13 protein-coding genes are annotated in these 20,668 nt (G+C 64.0%); 5 read left to right on the top strand and 8 right to left on the bottom strand.

Features of this window, described 5'->3' with window-relative positions; all coding sequences use genetic code 11:
* Positions 1-613 precede the first annotated feature (613 nt).
* Together Tam10B_RS08150 and Tam10B_RS08155 are read left to right on the top strand one after the other, a co-directional pair.
* Complete coding sequence (locus Tam10B_RS08150) at positions 614-1,504, top strand: hypothetical protein (protein WP_143248602.1); 891 nt, start codon at positions 614-616, stop codon at positions 1,502-1,504.
* 253 nt (positions 1,505-1,757) lie between these two features.
* Positions 1,758-4,544 (top strand): family 16 glycoside hydrolase, encoded by a 2,787-nt coding sequence (locus Tam10B_RS08155; protein WP_093960756.1) that lies wholly within the window; start codon positions 1,758-1,760, stop codon positions 4,542-4,544.
* A gap of 218 nt (positions 4,545-4,762) precedes the next feature.
* Here Tam10B_RS08155 and Tam10B_RS08160 read toward each other — a convergent pair whose 3' ends face one another.
* Entirely contained in the window at positions 4,763-5,896 is a 1,134-nt protein-coding gene (locus tag Tam10B_RS08160) for a LacI family DNA-binding transcriptional regulator (RefSeq protein ID WP_158214169.1), read from the bottom strand.
* A gap of 235 nt (positions 5,897-6,131) precedes the next feature.
* On the opposite strand from Tam10B_RS08160, the gene uxaC reads away from it, so the two are divergent.
* From uxaC to uxuA, 3 genes are all read left to right on the top strand, one after another.
* A complete protein-coding gene (gene uxaC / locus Tam10B_RS08165; RefSeq protein ID WP_233133661.1) occupies positions 6,132-7,538 on the top strand; it encodes a glucuronate isomerase in 1,407 nt (468 codons plus the stop codon).
* Positions 7,539-7,730: 192 nt separating this feature from the next.
* Positions 7,731-9,368 carry a mannitol dehydrogenase family protein gene (locus tag Tam10B_RS08170; protein ID WP_093960758.1) on the top strand — a complete coding sequence of 546 codons (1,638 nt, stop codon included), beginning with the start codon at positions 7,731-7,733 and terminating at the stop codon, positions 9,366-9,368.
* A gap of 148 nt (positions 9,369-9,516) precedes the next feature.
* Positions 9,517-10,647 (top strand): mannonate dehydratase, encoded by a 1,131-nt coding sequence (uxuA, locus tag Tam10B_RS08175; RefSeq protein WP_093960759.1) that lies wholly within the window; start codon positions 9,517-9,519, stop codon positions 10,645-10,647.
* Positions 10,648-11,572: 925 nt separating this feature from the next.
* Here uxuA and hxlB read toward each other — a convergent pair.
* The 7 genes from hxlB to Tam10B_RS08210 form a co-directional block, all read right to left on the bottom strand.
* The gene (gene hxlB / locus Tam10B_RS08180) at positions 11,573-12,136 is read right to left on the bottom strand and encodes a 6-phospho-3-hexuloisomerase (protein ID WP_093960760.1); all 564 of its coding nucleotides are present in this window, start codon (positions 12,134-12,136) and stop codon (positions 11,573-11,575) included.
* Between the two features lie 80 nt (positions 12,137-12,216).
* On the bottom strand, positions 12,217-12,837 hold the full coding sequence (locus Tam10B_RS08185) for an orotidine 5'-phosphate decarboxylase / HUMPS family protein (RefSeq protein WP_093960761.1): 621 nt from the start codon (positions 12,835-12,837) through the stop codon (positions 12,217-12,219).
* Positions 12,834-13,805, bottom strand: coding sequence for a sugar kinase (locus tag Tam10B_RS08190; protein ID WP_093960762.1), 972 nt, complete (start codon positions 13,803-13,805; stop codon positions 12,834-12,836). The genes Tam10B_RS08185 and Tam10B_RS08190 overlap by 4 nt, the downstream gene beginning before the upstream one ends.
* Before the next feature lie 255 nt (positions 13,806-14,060).
* Positions 14,061-14,810, bottom strand: a complete 750-nt coding sequence (locus tag Tam10B_RS08195; RefSeq protein WP_093960763.1) for a sugar phosphate isomerase/epimerase family protein — start codon at positions 14,808-14,810, stop codon at positions 14,061-14,063.
* Between the two features lie 123 nt (positions 14,811-14,933).
* Positions 14,934-16,259, bottom strand: coding sequence for a gluconate:proton symporter (locus tag Tam10B_RS08200; RefSeq protein ID WP_093960764.1), 1,326 nt, complete (start codon positions 16,257-16,259; stop codon positions 14,934-14,936).
* 518 nt (positions 16,260-16,777) lie between these two features.
* Positions 16,778-18,001, bottom strand: a complete 1,224-nt coding sequence (locus Tam10B_RS08205) for a LacI family DNA-binding transcriptional regulator (protein ID WP_093960765.1) — start codon at positions 17,999-18,001, stop codon at positions 16,778-16,780.
* A 90-nt stretch (positions 18,002-18,091) separates the two neighbouring features.
* A complete protein-coding gene (locus tag Tam10B_RS08210; RefSeq protein ID WP_093960766.1) occupies positions 18,092-20,458 on the bottom strand; it encodes a DUF6020 family protein in 2,367 nt (788 codons plus the stop codon).
* Positions 20,459-20,668: the final 210 nt, after the last annotated feature.

Below are 20,668 nucleotides of genomic sequence, written 5' to 3' on the forward strand. Positions count from 1 at the left end.
GGGCGGCCGAAGCCAGCCAAACGGTGGCCAAAAGCCACTCCCCACTTGCGGGAGCGCCCCAACCACCGCCCACCTTCAACCCCTTGCTTCCCCTTGGGCTGAGCCCGTCAAGCAAACACCAGAGGTGTTTGTAGGGCTCAGACGAGCCGACAGGCGAGGAGAAGAAACGTCGGACGCAGTCCGGCAACTCTTGCTGAGAAGCTGTCGACGAAGTCGACTGATGAGGTGGTCCGGCGTCAGCCGGAGAAAAAACTGAATCGCCTTCGGCGATACAAATTCCATTCGCCACCTCATCCGTCCGGCTGTGCCGGACACCTTCCCCTCAAGGGGAAGGAAAACGTGCCAAGCAAATCTACCCACCCATCCAATCTCTTTTCCCTCCCACGAACAAAACGCGCAACCGTGTTTCTTCCTTCCTGTGGTTGCGCCGGCCGTTTTCGGAAGACCGCCTGCCAAATCGGCCTTTCGAAAACGGCCTCTTCCATATCTGGCCGCATATTCGGCCCGCCGCTACGCATCGCCTACCCGCATCCGACGTCCATCGTCCGCACCTATAAAACCGCACCCATCGTCCACCCGCCCATTCCAACCGTGAAGGAGTACCATGACGGCCATGGCAGAAAACACTCCGCAGAAGCAGTCGTCCTCGTCCTCGAATTTCGCCGGCACGTTTCTCACCGTGGCGAATTCCATCTTCGTGATCCTCGCGCTCGGATGGTGCACGCTGGTGGGCATGCTGCCGCTACTGCTGGTGTCGGGATTCGTGCACGACGTCACCTACTATCCGCTCTATCTGACCGCGCTCGCGTTGAGCGCACCGGGCATCGCCGCCCTGTTCGCCGTGTTCCGCGACCAGCCCACCCTGTTCTCCGGCAATTCCGCGCTGCGCGCCAAGGTGTGGCAGGACCACGCCGACGAGAAGGACTTCCCGCCGGACTGGATCGCCCAGCCGTACGTGGACCCGAACCACAACGCCGCCGTGATCAAGCCGTATTTCCGCGCCTACGCCCGCGTGTTCAAGCGCTCGCTGGCCATGGGATTCACGTTCGCCGTGCTCGCGTTCTGCTTCCTGTACAACATGCAGATCTTCGCGCAGATGCCGTTCGGCGTGTATGTGACGCCGATGCTGGCCGTATGCCTGGTGTTCCTCGCGCAGGCGCTGCTCATCGCGCTCGTGCTCGTGGTGGAGTATCCGAAGGCGAAGTGGCTGGTCACGCTCAAGAACGCGGTGATGCTCTCGGTGCGCCGCTTCTACATGATCTTCGTGTCGGGCATCGTGCTGGGCGCGTTCGGATTCGCGCTGGTCACGTGGAGCCCGATCCTGTTCCTGCTGCTCGGCACCGGCGTGGTGGGCTACATGCTGTGGGCGTCCGCCCGCTGGCAGGCCGACAAGCTGTTCGTGCTCATGGCCAACGAAAGCAAGGACAAGCGCATCATCGACATGTACAGCGCGCAGAGCCGCGGCAACAACTTCTTCAACGCCCAGTCCGACTGGCAGCAGTGAGCGGGGGAGAACCCTCCCTCAGTCCGCCGTTGGCGGCCAGCTCCCTCCCGAGGAGGGAGCACAGGCTCAGCTCCTACGTGCTCCCTCCCCGGGAGGGAGCTGTCACGCGAATGCGTGACTGAGGGAGGGGCACGTAACCAGTCCCTCTCCCTCTACAATCCGTCACGTCCGTCTCCGTCGTCTTCATCTACGCAGTGTCAGCGGCGTTCGCTTGGCGCCGATCATCAGCCATCAACACAATCAGGGGGTAATCATGGCATCGGTTTCCGAATCATCGCGGTCGGCGCAGTCGTCGTCGCCGCTCGGCACGGTCGACATCCTCATCGACGGCGACGCGGTGCGCAACGCCACGGCCAGCCGCCACGGTCTGACGTTCAAGGGATTCGGCGTGCTGTCCGGCAACGCCACGTCGAGCCTGCTCATGGACTACAAGGCCGAGCATCCGTCCGACTACTGGCGTCTGGTGGAGACGCTGTTCGGCGGCCCGCGCCCGATCATGAACCTCGTCAAGGTGGAGATGGGCAACGACCGCAACAATTCCACCGGCCCGAACGTGGCCACCATGCGCGACCGCGACGAATACCCGGCCGTACGCCGCGAGCCCGGATTCCAGCTCGCCGCCGACGCCCGCCGCTACCAGCCCGGCCTGCACGTGAGCATGCTGCGCTGGCACGCACCCACATGGGTCCGCACGAACGACGACGTCTACCACTGGTACAAGAACACGATTCTGGCCGCCTACCGCGAATACGGCTACATGGTCGACACGGTGAACCCCGACGTGAACGAACGAACCGCCGATCTGGCATGGGTGGCCGAGTTCAAGCGCCGCGTGGCCACCGACGAGACCGGCTTCATCGGCAACGGTCCGGACGACCCCAACGCCGGATTCCACAGCGAGCGCGAGCGCGAACTGTTCCACCGCATCCGCGTGATCACGTCCGACGAGGAGGTGACCGGCACGTTCGGCGGCGATCTGGTGGCCGATCGCGAACTGCGCGAGACGATCGACATCGCCGCCTACCACTACAGCGTGCGCGACGACGACGAGGGCAACTTCACCCGTCTGGCCGACGAGTTCGACAAGGAGATCTGGAATTCCGAGGCGCAGGCCACGTTCTCGAACTCCGCCGACCGTCCGAACAATACGATGGACGACGGTCGTGGCGCCGGCCGTGTGGGCACCCGACTGGGCGGCATCGGCTCGCCGCTGGAGATGGGCAACACGATCATCAAGGGATTCGTGAAGTCCCGCCGCACGAACGCGATCTACCAGCCGGCCATCGGCTCGTTCTGCGAGGGGCTCGAATACTCGCACAAGGAGCTGATCTCCGCGCGCGACCCGTGGAGCGGCTGGGTGTACTACGACGCCGGTCTGGCCGTGCTCGAGCATTTCTGCCGGTTCGCCGACCTCGGCTACGGCGAGCGCGCGTGGCGTGCGGTGCCCGAGTCGAGCGTGTGCGAGGTGGAGGGCAACAATCCGGTGTGCGGCGCCCGCCATGGCGAGCCGTCCGCGCTGACTTTGGTGTCGCCCGACGCGGCGGACTATTCCACGGTGATCGTGAACGACAGCGGCTACGAGCGCGTCTATCGCATCGCCGCACGTGACTTCGCTGGCGCCGGCCGTCCGCTCAACGTGTGGCGGACTCGTGCCGCCGAACCGGGCCGTCCGTACGACAGCGAGTATCTGCTGTTCAACGGCACCGTCGAGGCCGCGGACGACGTGTGCACGATCGTGGTGGAACCGTGGTCGGTGGTGACCGCCACCACGCTTTCGAAGGACGATGTTCCCGCGTTGGGCGTGCCGCATACGGACGAGCGCACGCGCGACGTGCTCGACATCGATCCGAACGGCACGTTGCTGTACGCCGACGACTTCAACTACGCCGACCAGCCGCCGGTGAACGTGTTCAAGCGCGACGCCCTGGTGGAGGAGGATTATCTGACCAGCCGCGGCGGCGACACGGGCGCATCCGCACGGTACACGACCGACACGAACGGCGCGTTCGAGATCGTATCCACCGATCTGCTGGTGGACAACGGGTACATCACTGGGGATAAGTCGCAGGGCCACGGCGGTCACCTGCTGCGCCAGCAGATCGACTGGAACCATGCGGGCAACGCGTGGATCGAAGGCGACCCGCGCACGTCGATCGGCGACCTGCGCTGGGCCAACTACCGTGTGGGCGTGGACGTGCTGTTCGAGGAGTACCCCGGCCGCGCGCCGTACGTGCTGATCGGCGCCCGTGAGATGGGCGGCTCCAAGTTCAGCACCGATCTGGCCGCCTACGACTTCAAGCTGCGCGCCGACGGCGTGTGGCTGCTGCGCAACTACGGCAACGAGGTGCGTCGCGGGCACGGTGTGGACCTGGACCTCGACGGCACCGGATTCAGGCCGGGCGCGGGGGAGTGGAACCGCGTTGAACTCGAGGTGGCCGGCGACACGATCACCGTGTTCGTCAACGGCGTGCGCGTGACCTCGTGGCGCGACCCGCATCCGCAGACCGCCGGACGCGTGCAGCTGGGCACCAGCTTCGACCACGTGCTGTTCGACGACCTGCGCGTGGAACGAGTGGCCGGGTTCGCGCCGTACTATCGTCATCTGATCGACGACATGCACATGACCTCGTGGGAGGGTTCCGACGACGGTCTTGTTGGAGACGCCTGCGCCGACGGCGTCGACGAATCCGACGTCGTGGTGCCGACGCTCGACTATGCGGGAGAGTGGACGCACGACAACGGCAAGGGCATGTATACGTATCAGCGCACCGCGTCGGTGGCGCTCGCGGCCGGCGCCACGGTGAGTCTGACGACCGACGGCTCCGGCGCGGACCTGTTCGGTCCGAGCGACGGCAGCGCGCGGCTCAACGCGTATGTGGACGGGACGCTGGTGCGTTCCGGCATGACGGCGCATCCGACCGCGGCCTCGCTGCGCACGGCGTTCCAGCTGCGGGGCCTGCCCGCCGGCACGCATCGTGTGACCTTTGAGCTCGCCGCCGGCAGTACTCCCTTCACCCTTGACGCCGTAGGCGTGCTGTAACGCCCATTCCGGTGTTCTCTCTCCGAGGGAGGGAGATGTCGCGGCGTATGCCGTGACAGAGGGAGGGATTTGGAGCTGGTTGGTTCCGTTCCCTCCCTCAGTCCGCCTTTGGCGGCCAGCTCCCTCCCTCGGAGGGAGCACGAGGGTGCCTCCCTTCAGTCGGGTATGCCGACAGCTCCCTCCCTGGGAGGGAGCACGGAGGGGGAGCCACGAAGGGGTTACCGCACGCGCAGGAGGTGGATGTCGGGGGAGGCGGGCGCGGTGCTGGCGCGCGGAATGAACGACGACTTGAGGAACTTCGTCGACGGCATGACCGACTCGGTCTGCGCGTGACGCAGCTGCGCGATGATCTCGTCGACCGCCTGCTCGGCCGGCTCCTTGCGAGGCAGACGAACCGTGGACAGCGCCGGCGCCACCAGCGAACTGATCGGGGTGTCGTCGATGCCGATCACGCTCACCTCCTCCGGCACACGGATGCCCTTGGCCTGCAACGCCTTGATGAACCCGATGCCCACGATGTCGTTGTACGCCATCACCGCGGTGGTCGGATTACGCATGAACTCGTCGGAATACCGGTATCCGCCGCTGTACGACGGCGCCTTGTACGCAATGCGGCGCAGACGCATGCCCGCCTTCGCACAGTACTGCGACAGCACGCGCCAGCGTCGGCCGTCCTGCCACGACGCCTCCGGTCCGGACAGGTACGTCAGCTCCGTATGGCCCAGCTTCATCAGATACTCCACCGCTTCGGCCACGCCCTGCTGCGCGTCGGGAACGATCGAATGCACGCCGCGAATCGGACGGTTCAGCACGATCAGCGGCTTGATCTCGGCGAGCTTACGAATCGTGGCGTCCGACGAGCGCGACGACGTGAGGATCAGGCCGTCCACATGATGCATGGCCAGCTTCAATGCCTTGCGTTCGATCAGATGCGTCTCCTCGAAATCGATGACCAGCAGTCCGAACCCCTTGCGCAGACACTGATGCTGCGCGCTCTTCACGTAGTCCGCGAAGATCGGATTGCCCAGATCGGCCACGGTGATGGCCAACAGACCGTTGAGCTGTCCGGTGTCGGTCATGTTCAGCGACGTGATCGCCTTGGCGCGATAGCCGAGCCGGTCGGCCGCGTCACGGATGCGGCGTGCGGTCTCCGCGCTCACACGACCCGGACGGGCGAACGCGCGGGACACCGTGGACGGCGAGACTCCCACCGCCTTGGCCACATCGCGGATCGTCGCGCTCTTGCGTCGGCCGTCGTTGGCGTCATCGCCGTCGATCACGCCGCCATTGGTCGCGATATCGTCCGTATCATTGGGATTTTCGTTGGTCTCGGGGTCTTCATTGGCGTCCATCGACGAGGTCATTACTGTTCACTCCTGATCGTTCTGTACTGATTTCTTACTTTAGCGGCACTGCCCAAAGTTCTCCATAAGCCATACGAACACATCAATGTGAACGATAACCGGACCATGACAACAGTCGTTGCCAAACCATGGCGAACAGTCGGCAAATAGTGGCAACACCGGAATGAATATGAACGGTCAACCCATAATCAAAAAGGAGGATATAGCAAACAAAGGAGTTTCCATGGTTAACGCTGATAGGCTGTTCCCCGCCGATCCCGCGCTGCGCGACATCACGCGCGAACTGTACGCGGAAGTCAAGGATCTGCCGATCATCTCCCCCCACGGCCACGTGCCGATCGAATGGTTCCACGACAAGGACTACCACTTCGCCAACCCCACCGAACTGTTCATCACGCCCGACCACTACGTGACCCGCATCATGCACTCGCAGGGCGTTGAGCTCAAGGATCTGGGCGTGAACCAGAAGGAGTTCACCCCGGAGCAGTCCAAGCACGCGTTCGAACTGTTCGGCAAGTACTGGTACGCCTACGCCGGCACCCCGATGCGCTACTGGTTCGAAGACGCGCTCGCTAACGTGTTCGGCATCGACAAGGAGTTCGGCCCCGACACCGCCGGCGAGATCTACGACGAGCTCGACGCGCTGCTGAAGACCGACGAGTTCTCCACTCGCGCCCTGGTCAAGAAGTTCAACCTCGAGTTCATCTCCACCACCGACGACACGTTCGACGACCTGCACCTGCACGACGAGACCAACGCCGACCCCGACTTCCCGGCCCGCCTGGCCCCGGCGTTCCGCCCCGACAAGCTGCTCGAGCCCAAGAAGACCCCGGACTGGGCCGCCCAGGTGGCCAAGCTCGGCGAGGTGACCGGCGAGGACACCTCCACCTACGAGGGCTTCTTCGAGGCCATGCGCAAGCGCCGCCTGTACTTCAAGGAGCATGGCGCCGTGCTGTCCGACCACTCGCATGACGACGTGCGTTCCGACCGTGTGCCGGACGACGAGCTGCCCGCCCTGTACAAGGAGGCTCTCGACGGCACGATCAGCGAAGAGGACGCCACCCGTCTGCGTCGCACGTTCTTCAACGATCAGATCCGCCTCGCCCAGGAGGACGGCCTGGTCATGACCGTGCACCCGTCCGTGTTCCGCAGCTATGACAAGGGCAACCTGGCCGTGTACGGTCCCGACACCGGCGCCGACATCCCGGCCCGCGCCGAGTTCGCCGCCGCCCTGCAGCCCATGCTCAACCAGTACGGCTCCAACAAGGACTTCCACTTCGTGGCCTTCACCATGGACGAGACCGTGTACTCCCGCGAGCTCGCCCCGCTGGCCGGCTTCTACCCCGGCTTCTACGTGGGCGCCCCGTGGTGGTTCATCGACTCCCCGGAGCCGATCCTGCGCTACCTGAACGCCGTGACCACCGCCGCCGGCTTCACCAAGCTGTCCGGCTTCATCGACGACACGCGCGCCCTGTGCTCCATCCCGGCCCGTCACGACATGAACCGTCGTCTGACCTGCCGCTTCGTCGCCGGACTGGTGGCCGACCACCGTCTGAGCCTCGAGGAGGGCAAGCGCGTGGTTCGCGACTCCGTGCAGGCCGTTCCGCGCAAGGTCTTCAAGCTCGACTGAGCTGATTGATTCGGCCTGTGACCGATGCGGGGGAGAACGCCTCCGCACACCGGTCACGGGCCACTTTCATGCCGCATCCTTGTGGCAAACCATGGCTACTTGCCGATATCGAACACGAATTCACATAGACTGAGAATCAGCGACACACGCCAACGACGGTGCGTGCCAATCAATGGAAGGAAAACGTCACTTATGGTTCTTCATCTGACCGATGACTTCAAGGCCAACGCCGCCGAATGGGAAGCAGCGGGCGTTGCTCTGCCGCAGTACGATCCGGAGGCCGTGAAGGCCTACACCGCCGAACACCCCTACTGGGTGCACTTCGGCGCCGGCAACCTGTTCCGTGAGGTCCACGCGCTCATCGCCCAGAGCCTGCTCAACCAGGGTCTGACCAAGTCCGGCGTGATCGTCGCCGAAACCTTCGACGCAGACATCGTCACCGACGCGTTCAAGCCGTTCGACAACCGCGGCCTGTCCGTCATCCTCAAGTCTGACGGCTCCATCGAAACCGAACTCGTGGCCTCCGTCGCCGAATCCTTCGGCGTCAAGAAGCACGACGAGGTGTGGGACGGTCTGGTCAAGGTCTTCACCAACCCCGAACTGCAGTTCGTCACCGTCACCATCACCGAGAAGGGCTACTCGATCAAGAACAACGACGGCGAGCTGCTGCCGTGGATCAAGCCCGAGGTCGAGAACGGCCCCGACTCCGCCGTGTCCGCCATGGGCGCCATCACCGCCCTGCTGTTCGAGCGCTTCAAGGCCGGCGCCAAGCCGATCGCCATGGTCAGCACCGACAACTTCTCCCAGAACGGCGACCGCTTCCGCGCCGTGATCGTCGAATTCGCCCAGCTGTGGGCCGAGAAGGGCTTCGTGCCGGACGACTTCGTCGCCTACGTGGACGACCCCGACAAGGTGGCCTTCCCGCTGAGCATGATCGACCGCATCACCCCGAACCCGGCCGAGTCCGTCTCCAAGCTGCTCGCCGAGAAGGGATTCGCCGACCACGAGATCTTCCACACCGCCCGCGGCACCAACGTGGCGCCGTTCGCCAACTCCGAGGAGACCTGGTACCTGGTGATCGAGGACACGTTCCCGAACGGACGCCCCGAGCTCGAGAAGGCCGGCGTGTTCCTGGGCGACCGCGACACCGTGAATGACTCCGACGAGATGAAGGTCACCACCTGCCTCAACCCGGTGCACACCGCGCTGGCCACCACCGGTCGCCTGATGAGCTACGACTCCATGAGCAAGACCATCGCCGACCCGGATCTCAAGGCTCTGGCCGAGCGCCTGTCCTACGTGGAGGGCCTGCCGGTCGTGGCCGACCCGGGCATCTTCTCCCCGAAGGAGTTCGCCGAGAAGGTCATCGACGTGCGCGTGCCGAACCCGAGCCTGCCCGACTCCCCGGCCCGCATCTCCACCGACACCTCGCAGAAGGTGCCGATCCGCTACGGCGTGACCATCAAGAAGTACATCGAGTCCCCGGACCACGACGTGAACGACCTGGTCGCCATCCCGCTGGCCATCGCCGCATGGCTGCGCCTGCTGCTCGGCAAGGACGGCAAGGCCACCGACGACAACGGCAACGAGATCACCCTGAGCCCGGATCCGCGCATGGCCGAACTGCAGGACGCCCTGAGCCCGCTCAAGCTGGGCGGCGACCTGTCCAAGGCCGACGAGGTGCTCAAGCCGATCCTCGCCGACGAGACCCTGTGGAACGTGGACCTCACCGAGACCCCGCTCGCCGCGAAGATCGTCAAGTACTTCAAGGAGTTCGCGGCCGGTACCGGCACCCTGCACCCCGTCCTCGAGAAGGAACTCGGCCTCTGAGTCTCGGACTCCGTGCCCATAGGCTCCCCTCCAGGGGAGGGGAGCTGTCGGCGAAAGCCGACTGAGGGGAGGGATCACATCCCTTCCCGCCTCTAACACGTAAAAAACAAAAACCGAACAAACCGACAACAAGCAAAGGATCACCACTATGAAGATGGGTTTCCGCTGGTACGGCGAGGGTAACGACACCATTTCGCTGGACGACATCCGCCAGATCCCCGGCGTCGAAACGATCGTCTGGTCCCTGCACCACAAGCAGGCCGGCGAACTGTGGGAGCCGGAGGAGATCGAGCATGAGATGAAGCTCATCACCGGTCTCTCCGAGGACGACCGCAAGCGCGGCGTCACCAAGACGTTCAACGCCGACGTCGTCGAATCCGTGAACGTGCACGAGTCCATCAAGACCGGCAAGACCATGCTCGGCATGAGCCGCGACGAGGCGCTCGACAACTACATCAAGACCATCGAGAACCTCGGCAAGGCCGGCGTGAAGGTCGTCACCTACAACTTCATGCCCGTGTTCGACTGGCTGCGCACCGACATGTTCCACCCGAGCCCGGACGGCTCCACCGCCCTCTACTACGACGCCCACAAGGTCGCCCAGCTCACCGACCCGCAGGCCCTGATCGACGAGACGCTCAACGGCGCCGGCAACCTGACCATGCCGGGCTGGGAGCCGGAGCGTCTGGCCCACCTGCCGGAGTTCATCGAGGCCTACAAGGGCATCGACCACGACAAGTACTACGAGAACTACAAGGTGTTCCTGGACGCCGTCATCCCCACCTGCGAGAAGTACGACGTCAAGCTCGCCGTGCACCCCGACGACCCGGCCTTCGACCTGTTCGGCTGGCCGCGCGTCGTGTCCTCCAAGGAAGGCATCCAGCGCGTGCTCGACCTCAACCCGAGCCCGTACAACGGCCTGTGCCTGTGCCTCGGCTCGTTCTCGTCCCGCCGCGGCAACGATCCGGTCGACGCCGTCAAGACGTTCATGGACCGCATCCACTTCAGCCACGTGCGCAACATCAAGTTCCTCGACGAGGCCGGCTCCTTCTCCGAGGTGGGCCACCGCGCATCCGAGGGCGACGTGGACACCATCGGCATCATGAAGGCGTACGCCGAGGCCGACTACCAGGGCTACATCCGTCCGGACCATGGCCGTCACCTGTGGAACGAGAACACCCCCGAGCACCGTCCGCGTCCGGGCTACGGCCTGTACGATCGCGCCCTCGGCATCCAGTACCTGCTGGGCGTCTGGGACACCGTCAAGTACAACAAGTAGTCCGTCAGTCCGTTCCCGCCGGTCGACCCGACTGTCCGGCATCAGGACGGTTTTCTCCCACTCCAGTCGGCGCGGTCATGAATCGTCGCCACACCGACTGATCTTCCGTTGATCGAAGGCCTCCCCGCGCATTCCCGCGCCGGGAGGCCTTCGTCATATCCGCATCCGTCACGCTCGTCACGAACACGCGTCAAACCCGCACCGAGCGCACCGTTACGATGCGGTCGTCATGCGAGCGCAACGGACCCGCACTGAACGCGCCGAGTGCACCTCCACACTGCGGGTTCGTCGTTCATCCACGTCGGACCCGCACTGTAAGGCTCATTCGCTGCACGCGTGCGTCAAATGGGAACCGGACGTGACGCTACGGTGTTTATCCGACGCATGCGTGCGTCAAATACACCCTGAAATCGATCGTATGCGGCTTATTTGCCGCGTACGTGCGTCAAACAGGCCTCGGAAGCGTCTCTACGGTGTCTATCCGACGTATATGTGCGGCAAATAAGCACCGAGAGTGTCTCTTGGCGTGCGTATGCCGTGCGAGGGGGCGCCACGATTACGTTCCGTTGCGTCCAATGAACGATACGCATCCGACGCGAGTGCTGCGAGTACGTTCCGATGGAGAAGCGAAACGGAACGTACTCGAAAAGGACGATACGGTTACGTTCCGTCGTGAGTGCGGGACGAAACGTAACCGAATGTAGTGCCACGATTACGTTCTGGTGTGAGTATGAGACGAAACGTAACCAAACGTAGTGCCACGGTTACGCTCCGTTGCGGATGATGGACGGAACGTAACCGAAGATACGAAAAAAGCTCCTCTCGGAGGGGAGAGGAGCTGAGCTGTGCCACGACTACCGCGGTATGGGCTTATCTATCGGAGTGACTGAGCGTCCACGGTAGCGTTTGCCGAGGTGACCGAGCGTCACTCCACGTTGGCGTGATTGGCGTTGGCCTGGGCGTCGGACACGTTGTCGCGACGGGAGAGCATGAGGCACAGGGCGTCGAGTGCGATGTGCACGCTCTGGTCGAACAGCGAGCTCAGCAGCTGGATCGAACCGCCGGCCTCGCCCTTCACACGACCCGGCACCAGGATCACGGCGTCCGCGGCGGCGGCCAGCGGCGACTCTGGCTTGGACGTGACGGCGATCACCTTCACGCCGAGCTTCTTCGCGGCCTCGGCGTCCTCCACGGTCTTGCGGGTCTTGCCCGAACCGGAGATGGCGAGCAGCACGTCGCCTTCGTGCATGGACGGGCAGATCGTCTCGCCCATCATGTAGCTCGTGTAGCCGATGTGCATCATACGCATGGCGAAGCTACGTGCCTGGAATCCGGAACGACCCTCGCCGGTGGCGTACACGCGGTCGTTGCGGCCGATCACATCGCGTGCGGCGGTCAGATCGGCCTCGTCCATCTTGGCGATGACGCCCTGGATCTCCTCAACGATCTGGTCGAGAATGCGCGGTTCGGTGGTGGTTTCGTTGGTCATGATGATTCTCTTTTCTGTGTGATCTTTTCCGTGTGTGTGGTGAAGTGGATGATTGATTGACGACGAGGAATCGGCCCCGTTCAGCCGCACAGCCCCTTGCATTCGGCGCAGGCGGCGGCGATATCGTCGGCCTTGGTGATGGCCGAACCCATGATCGTGATCTCCACGCCCTCGGCGGCCAGTCCGGCGAGCTGGTCTTTCTTGATGCCGCCCGCGATGGCGATGCGACGGATCTGCGGATACTTCGCCTTGAACGCACGCACCTGGCCGACCGGATCAGCGGTTGCGCCCGAATCGATCGACGTATGCAGACAGTACACGGCGTTCTCGAATCCGGAGATCTTCTCGATGCGATCCTCGTCGCACTCCAGAAGATCGATCATCATCACACCGTCGTGCGTTTCGGCCGACGCGTAGCACACCTCGAGCGTGCCGAGCGATGACGAGCCCATCACGGTCAGGTACGCGAATCCGCAGTCGAAGCCGAGATCGAACTCGTACTTGCCCTCGTCGCACGTCTTGATGTCGCCGAGCACGGCGGTGCCGTCCGCGGCCTCGATCAGCGGGCCGAGCGCACGCACGCCGAACTCCTTGGTCAGCGACGTGCCGACCTCGATCACATCGGCCGTACCGGCCACCTGACGAATGATCTCCACCGCGCGCGGGATGTCCACGCGGTCGATTGCAACCTGCAGTTTCACAGCGATACTTCCTTCCTGGGGGTGTTGGCGATGAACGATTCCAGCTGTTCGCGGGTGGGCAGGCCCTCCGAATCGGAGACGTTGGTCACCTGGATGGCGCCCACGGCGTTCGCGCGCTCAAGCAGACGCTCGGCCGGCAGACCCTCCAGCAGCGCGGTGATCGCACCGGATGCGAAGCCGTCGCCAGCGCCCACGGTGTCGACCACGTCCACCACGAAACTGGGGACCACGGTCTCCACTCGCTCGCCGTCCGCGTTGCGGGAGAACAGTGCGGATCCGCTGGCGCCGAGCTTGATGATGACCTGCTTGACGCCCATGTCGAGATAGAAGTCGGCCACGTCGCGCGCGTTCTCGCGTCCGGAGAACATCTGGCCTTCGGACAGGCCCGGCATGAACACGTCGCACTTGGCGGCGAGCTTGTTGGTGGCGGCGATCATCTCCTCCTCGCTCGGCCACAGCGTAGGGCGCGGGTTCGGGTCGAACGTGACGAGCGCGCCGTGCACGCGGGCGGCGTTGACCAGTCGCTCGATGGTCTCGTACGTGTTTTCGGCGAGGGCCGCGAACACGCCGGACACGTGCAGGATCTTCAGGCCGCTGAAGTCGATGCCGTCGACGATGTCGGGCGTGGTGCGGCTGGCGGCCGAGCCCTTGCGGAAGTAGATGACCTTGGGGTCGCCGTCGGGCAGGACCACCTTGAGCTGGGAGCCGGTGGCCGCCTCGTTGCTGCGGCGGATGTTGGCGGTGTCGATGCCGGCGTTGGTCATGTAGTCGACGATCATGTCGCCCTGCCAGTCGTTGCCGAGCGTGGTCACGTAGCTGACGGTGTGGCCTTGACGGCGTACGCCGATGGCGACGTTGAATTCGGCGCCGGCCATCTGGGTGGGCAGCGTGCGGGCTTCCATGTAGGTCTGGTCGGAGTCGGCGATGAGATTCACCATAGGTTCGCCGATGGTCATGACTTCGGTCATTGCGGTTCCTTACGTGCGGGGATGTGTGTGGTGGGGGATGCGTGTGGGAGTGGTGGTGTGGGGGAAGGAAACGGGAGAGACAGGATTTCTGTGTGCTCCCTCCAGGGGAGGGAGCTGGCGTGCGAAGCACGACTGAGGGAGGGAAGTGAGAGCGGTGGCGGGGGAATGAAACCAACCGGCTTTGCCATCCCTCCCTCAGTCACGGCAATGCCGTGACAGCTCCCTCCCTCGGAAGGAGCACGCTGGGGAGAAGCCTTACGCCAGCGCGGCGCGGACCTGCTCGTACTGGGGGGCGACGTTTGCGGCGTCGATCGGGAACTCGAGGAACACGGGCACGCCGGCGGGCAGCTGTGCGAGCAGCGCCTTCCAGTCGATCACGCCGTCCTCGAGCATGGTGGTGGCGAGCTGGTCGCGCTCGGCCGCGCCGTTCACGTTCTTCAGGTGGAACACGCTGATCGAATCCTTGAGCTCGTCGAACGCGGCGACCGGATCCTCGCCGCGCCAGAACCAGTTGCCGAGGTCGAACGTGTAGCCGATCGCGCTGCCGGCCGCGGCCACGTTGGCGAGCGAGGCGCGCGTGCAGTCAAGCGTGCCGTTCTCCGGGGTCTGGTCGTTCTCGATGGTCACGCTCACGCCGTACTTGGCGGCCAGTGCGTCGATTGTGTGCAGCACGTCGGCGGCCACGTCCTTCACGTCGCCCTGGTTGAGCTTCACGTTCTTGGCGCCCATGCGCTTGGCCTCGCCGAAGTACTGTTCCAGCGCAGGGTTGGCGGCGCCGTTCGCGGTGATGACCTCGGGCACGGAGTAGAACAGGTCGAGTCCGCCGGCCTTGGCCGCGGCGGCGATGCGGTCGAATTCGACGTCGTCGGCGATGTATTCGCGGCGGACCTCGGCGAGCGTGACGCCCAGATCGGCGATGCGCGGCAGCACCACGGACTGCGGGGTGCCGTTGGCGAGGTCGGTCATGTAGACGAGGGTGTTGATGCCGATGGTGTGGGTGGTCATGGAAAATCCTTTCGTAATGTTCGGTGCGGTTCCGGGACCGTGACCGTCGTGGTGATCGTCGCGGTGTTATCGCGGTCCCGGAATCGGTAGTAGTCGGGGGAGCGCCCAAGCCGGGCGGGGTATCTAGAACAGCAGCAGTCCGGCGAGTCCCATGATCGGGAAGGTGCAGGCCCAGTAGACGGGCACGCCGTTCTTGAGGAAGGTCTTCGGCTCGAGTCCGGTGTAGCCCACCGACCAGGTGTTCCACGACTGGGTGATGCAGGCGGAGATGCAGGTCATGGACGGCACCACGAGCAGGGCGAACAGGAACCAGGCGTTGAACATGCCGGTGGCCATGAAGATGCTGATCACCGCGGAGCCGGCGCCGTACAGTTCCAGCGGGCCGCGGAACAGGGCAAGCGGGGCGAGGATGCAGAACGCGAGGCCGAGGATGAACATGTTGTTCGGGATGAGCGGGGTGAGCACCGGGCCGAAGTCCTTCATCACGGTGACGGCGATCTCCTGGAAGAAGCGCAGCACGAGCAGCATGATGATCAGCGGGCCGATGTCGCCGATGGCGGTCTTGGCGGTGGATTCGAGCATCTTGCCGAAGCCCTTGATCGACTTCATGTGGCCGGTGAACGCGAAGGTGAGGATGGTGGCGAGCATGAGGGCCGGCACGGCGTTCCACTGCAGGATGATGCACAGCGCCACGGGCACGATCGGCATGATGTAGGTCCACGCGGGCACGTCGGGGATGTTCGTCGGCTGCTCGTCGGGATCGCCCACCTCGTACGGGGTGCCGTTCTTGATGGCCTTGGAGTTGATGAGGATGAAGATGATCACGCCGAGCATCTGCACGAGCAGGGCGGCGATGCCGAAGCGCAGGTAGTGGGTGCCCCATTCGACCACGGATCCGTCGGGGGACTTGTAGTCCTGGTAGAAGGCGGCGAACTGGACGAACAGCACGCTGTTGACCCACATGGCGGCACCGATCGACAGGGTGAAGACGGGGACGGCCACGCGCTTGGGCACGCCGAGGCGGCCCATGATCGGGAAGAGGATCACGCCGATGGCGATCGCGGAGCCCACGCCGTAGGCGCTGGTGAAGATGAGGCAGGTGACGGCGGCCATGCAGATGGTGGCGAGGACGGGGTTCTTCTCGCCCACCTTGGCGGTGCGGTAGGAGATGGACGATGCGATGCCGGTGTCCACGAGCACGCGGCCGAACCATGCGCCGCAGACGATCTGAATGATCGTGGGGCCGTAGGTGAGGGCCGGCTGTGCGAAGATGTCCTCCACCACGTCGAACGGTTCGCCGACGCCGAATGCCACGCCGAGGAAGTAGATGAGCAGCCAAACGATGGTCTGCACAAAGAATCCGATGGTGAGGTTGCCGCCCTTCATCGCGTACACCGCGAAGCAGACGAAGGAGAGGATGAGCAGTAAGCCCATGACGCCTGTGATCATTGTGCTCCTCCTTGAGCTGTTCTCTTTCCTTGAGTATGGAATTGCCGGCGGATCGGCTGTGCAGGTCGTTGCGTGTCCGCCGTTCCGTTGTTGCTGGTTTTGTTATCTGTTGTTGTTTGTGTACCGGTTTTGTGTACCGGTTAACAAGCGTTGATTAGAGTATGCCACGCTTATGTGTACCGGTCAACTAACGTTCACCACGGCGTGTCGTTGATGCGGCTGGACGTGCCGAGAGGAGGTGGGGTGTGTGGCTGGGTGTGTGGGATGGGGCTATGGGTGTGGCTGGGTGCTTTTGATCCCTCCCTCAGTCGCGCTTTGCGTGCCAGCTCCCTCCCTAGGAGGGAGCACGGAGGAATTGCTGATGGCTTCCCCTTGAGGGGAAGCTGGCGGCCGAAGGCCGACTGATGAGGTGATCGCGGCCGAACGACCGCGGAATATACGGCATCGACCGCAGGTCGATCCGCTTCAATCGTCGACACCCTCCAAGCTTTGAAATCCCGAGGGTTGTGAGCCTCTCGCTACGCCGCAGTGGAGCCGAACACCCGCAGCTGCGCGGGAATCTCCACCAGTTGCGCGGGGGAGGAGTCGCCGTCGTAGATGCGGGCGATGAGTCGCGCCGCCGCCGTGCGTCCCATGAGCACCGGGTCCTGATCCACGCAGGTGATGCCCGGTCCGCTGTACCGTGCCCAGCGCTTGGTGGCGAACGCGCACAGGCCCACCGTCGTGCCCACGCCATTCACCGTGCCGGTGCCGTTTGACGTACCGGTCTCATCCGCCGCGCTGGTGTCGTTCGACACGTCCGTGCCGTTTGCCGTGCCGGTGCCGTTCGCCGCGCCGCGCTCAGCTCCGTCCCCGGACGGCTGATCATGCGCCTCGCTCAGATCGGCCAGCACGGCGAACACGTCGCACATCGCATCCTCGTTGTTGGCGAACACGCACACGCGCTCGTCGTGATGCGCGTCGAGGATCGCGCCCAGTCGCACGGCGAGTCCGCTCTCGTTGCCTGACGTGGTCCGTGCCGCGTCGTCCGTGCAGTTCCCGCCGTCGCGCGGCGAATCGGCGTACTCCAGCACCTCGCCGGCAAGATCGTGCCCGGCGAAGTAGTCGAGCGCCGCGTCGGCGCGCGCACGCCTGGTGGTGATTCCGTCGATCGTCTGTGTCACGAACACCACGTAGTCGTATCCACGGTCGTGCACATGATCAAGCATCGTATCCACCGCGCCGGCGTTGTCGGTCACAATGCAGTCGCACACCGGCGGCGTGATCATACGGTCGAGCAGCACGATCGGCGGATTGCCGGCCGTATTCGCGAACGTCGTCAGGAACTCGTCGTTGCCGCCCACGGTGTTGACGATCAGGCCATCCACTTGCGAATCCATCAGCGATTCGATGGCCGTGCGCTCCAGCTTCGGATCGTCGTCGGCGTCGCTGACCAGCAGCTGGATGCCACGCTCGCGGCACACGGACTGCATGCCCTTGAGCAGCTGCGAGCTGAACGGGTTGCTGATGTTTGCGATCGTCACGCCGATCATGCGGCTGTTCGTGGCCTTGAGTCCCTGCGCCATCTTGTTCGGCCGGTAGTCGAGTTCCCTGATCACCGTTTCGATGCGTGACCGCGTGTCGGCGGACATGTAGTCGTATTCGCCATGCAGATACCGCGAGATCGTGGTCTTGGACACGCCCACCGCGGCAGCCACGTCGGCGATGCTGGGCTTGCGCTTTCCCTTCGTGGGGCGACTCATTCGAAACCTCCTTGAATGCCGTGCCCGTGCGTGGATGCGGTCGGGCGCGGCGTCGGACACGCGGATGGGTGACCTGCATGATTTTCCGCTCTATACGGTTATGTTAACCGGTTTCTCCCCGGGTTGCAGATGTTTTGCGTCGTCGGTTGCGTCATTGTCGTCCTTCTCGATGTCGTTCGTGCCATCGGCCGCGTAATCGGCCGCGTGGTCGAGCCGCATCAGCGGAATCGCGGCGACGATCACCGCGCCGAACGCCAGCGTCCACGTATATCGCGTCTGATGGCCGGGCAGCAGCATCAGCGTGAGGATCGTCAGCGCCCACGGCGCGAACAGCACCAGATTGCGTCGCCGATCCGCGCCCGCAAGACAGCACAACGCCAACGCGGTCAGCGGCACGAACACCACGTACGTGGCCTCGCTCATCAGGAACGATACGCCGGGCATGTGCGCGAGCGCCTTGTAGATCGCCGCGCCATACCGCTGCGGCAGCGACTTCTGTGCGCCGCGGTCGGTGCTGTGGTACTCCGGCAGGATCACGCGCTGCGGATGCTCGCTCTCCCAACCCCAACGCACATACCAGCCCTCGTCGTAATACGAACTCATCGTGAACGGATCGCGCAGCCATGGCACGGCATGCAGATAGTCGCCGACATGCGTGACGCCGAGTCGCGCCCACAGCAGCAGGAACCGCGTCGCATCGCCGGTCGTGGCGTTGCGGTCGTAGCAGCGGTCCTTGATCGTGTCGGCGCTGCCGATCTCCCGATTGCGGTGCGGTTCGATCAGCAGATACCGGCGCAGCTGGCTCGTGGTGCAGACGTTCACCGCGTCGACCACGGCGCGGTCATCGGCGGACAGCAGCGAGCCGGTGTCAGTGTCGTTGTTGGTGCCGTCCGCTGGTTGCATGCCCGACGGATAGCCGTCATACTTCGCCACGACGTACAGCGTCTGCTGCAGCGGAATGCTGATCATCTCCTGACGTCCGCCCGGCGCCACATGCAGCAGCGGAAACACGATAGCCGTGATCACGCTCACCAGTGCAACCGGTATCACGGCAAGCGACAGCGAGAGCAGGCGGCGGCCGCGCAACGCCACGGCGAACACGAGAAACGACGCGGCGATGATCTCCATCGCGATCTTGCGCGTCTCCGCGCAGATCACCGCCAGCACCACGATGCCGACGATCAGCCACGGGCCGGGGCGATCGCCCGCGCGGGCCCGGCGCACATACTCGATCATGAGCACCATGAGTAGCAGGAAGAACGGCATCGACGTGGTGTCCTTCACGATCGCCATGGCCGTGCGACCGAAGCAGGGCGTAAGGCCGACGAACGCGAGCGCGGCGGTACAGTATTGCCACGGCACTCGCATCATGCCGCCCAGATACGTGAGCGTCACCGCGAGTGCGGCGGCGATGGCCAGCGTCTGCAGCACGGCCAGCAGATACAGGCCCCAGCGCTCGCTGCCCATGGTCAGACCGAGCTGGTCGAAGAAACCGTAGATCACGGTGTCGAGCCATGGATGCTGGTCGTTCATGGTGGAGCCGAGGTCCACTGCACGCGACGACGGATCCCACACGTATCCCGAACGCACCCACATGATCTGGGCGATTGTGTCGGCTGCGATGTTGACCGGCCACAGCAGGATCATCCACGGCAGCCAGCAGACGGTGATCAGGGTTGTCGCGACGGCGACGTTACGGGCGGAGAGGCGTTGGAACAGTGTGGAAAAGAATGTGCGGAGGCGTGATGGTTGCGGATGGTTGACGTTGGCGGGGAGGCGTCGATCATCGTTGAGGCGTGCGCGGGTTATGGCGTTCGTGGCCCAGGTGAGCAGCAGCGTCATGGCGGCGATGGTGAGCAGCGCGAATCCCGCATAGCGCAGCAGCATGAACAGGTGGAACCATATGGTCCGGTATTGCGGTGCCACGTAGGGGAGCGTAGGCGTGGCCTGCGGGGGAGCGTGGCGGCCGGCGTCGTAGTGGGCGGGGATGGTGAGCGAGAGGGCGAACGCCAGGCCGGTGACCGTGGCCCACGCGCGGGTGGTTCGGCTCGGTTTGGGGAAGGGGATGCGGAGCAGTAAATACGCGAGCGGCGCGATGCGGCGTGTTGGGCTTTCGGCCGTTGCATTGTCGGAGGGTGCAATGTTGGTTGATGAGGCGTTGGTTGATGTGCCGTCATCGCCGGCTGATCTGCCGGCTCCCATGAACAGGCCCCAGCCAAGAAACTCGATCACGAACACCGCTACGAACAGGGCCAGTCCTGCGGCGCTGCCCGTCGTGCCCATCTGCGTGGCGATGTTCGTGAGCGCGGTTGGAAAGTCACGGAACGCGCGGGCGCTGGAATACGAGGCCGTCAGCGCGAAGCAGGATGAGAGAGCGGCGATGAGCGCGGCGAGATGGGGTCTCGGGCGTGTGGTTAATGCTCCGCGGTTCGTGGCCGTTCGTGATGTGGGTGCCATGGCGATTCATGCTACTCCGCGGTTCACAAATCGAAGATGCATCATCTCTGGTGTTGAAATCATGGGGGGATTTTTCCGGTATCTGCGTTTTGTGAACCGCTCTTTCCTCTTCGAACCCCACATTTGTAGGATTTTCTTCTCTTCTATTCGGAATTGTTCTAAAACCTCCGAGAAATGTTAGGGAATGTTTGATTTGTTGTGCGTGATGGA

The sequence above is a fragment of the Bifidobacterium vansinderenii genome (assembly GCF_002234915.1).
In the GTDB taxonomy this organism is placed as follows: Bacteria; Actinomycetota; Actinomycetes; order Actinomycetales; family Bifidobacteriaceae; genus Galliscardovia; species Galliscardovia vansinderenii.

Excerpts from the sequence above, each read along its gene's own strand:
- Tam10B_RS08170 (WP_093960758.1), top strand. The coding sequence starts at position 7,731 with ATGGTTCTTCATCTGACCGATGACTTCAAGGCCAACGCCGCCGAATGG.
- Tam10B_RS08160 (WP_158214169.1), bottom strand. The coding sequence starts at position 5,896 with ATGGACGCCAATGAAGACCCCGAGACCAACGAAAATCCCAATGATACG.
- uxaC (WP_233133661.1), top strand. The coding sequence starts at position 6,132 with ATGGTTAACGCTGATAGGCTGTTCCCCGCCGATCCCGCGCTGCGCGAC.
- uxuA (WP_093960759.1), top strand. The coding sequence starts at position 9,517 with ATGAAGATGGGTTTCCGCTGGTACGGCGAGGGTAACGACACCATTTCG.
- Tam10B_RS08205 (WP_093960765.1), bottom strand. The coding sequence starts at position 18,001 with ATGAGTCGCCCCACGAAGGGAAAGCGCAAGCCCAGCATCGCCGACGTG.
- Tam10B_RS08200 (WP_093960764.1), bottom strand. The coding sequence starts at position 16,259 with ATGATCACAGGCGTCATGGGCTTACTGCTCATCCTCTCCTTCGTCTGC.
- Tam10B_RS08155 (WP_093960756.1), top strand. The coding sequence starts at position 1,758 with ATGGCATCGGTTTCCGAATCATCGCGGTCGGCGCAGTCGTCGTCGCCG.
- Tam10B_RS08195 (WP_093960763.1), bottom strand. The coding sequence starts at position 14,810 with ATGACCACCCACACCATCGGCATCAACACCCTCGTCTACATGACCGAC.
- Tam10B_RS08190 (WP_093960762.1), bottom strand. The coding sequence starts at position 13,805 with ATGACCGAAGTCATGACCATCGGCGAACCTATGGTGAATCTCATCGCC.
- Tam10B_RS08210 (WP_093960766.1), bottom strand. The coding sequence starts at position 20,458 with ATGGCACCCACATCACGAACGGCCACGAACCGCGGAGCATTAACCACA.
- Tam10B_RS08150 (WP_143248602.1), top strand. The coding sequence starts at position 614 with ATGGCAGAAAACACTCCGCAGAAGCAGTCGTCCTCGTCCTCGAATTTC.
- hxlB (WP_093960760.1), bottom strand. The coding sequence starts at position 12,136 with ATGACCAACGAAACCACCACCGAACCGCGCATTCTCGACCAGATCGTT.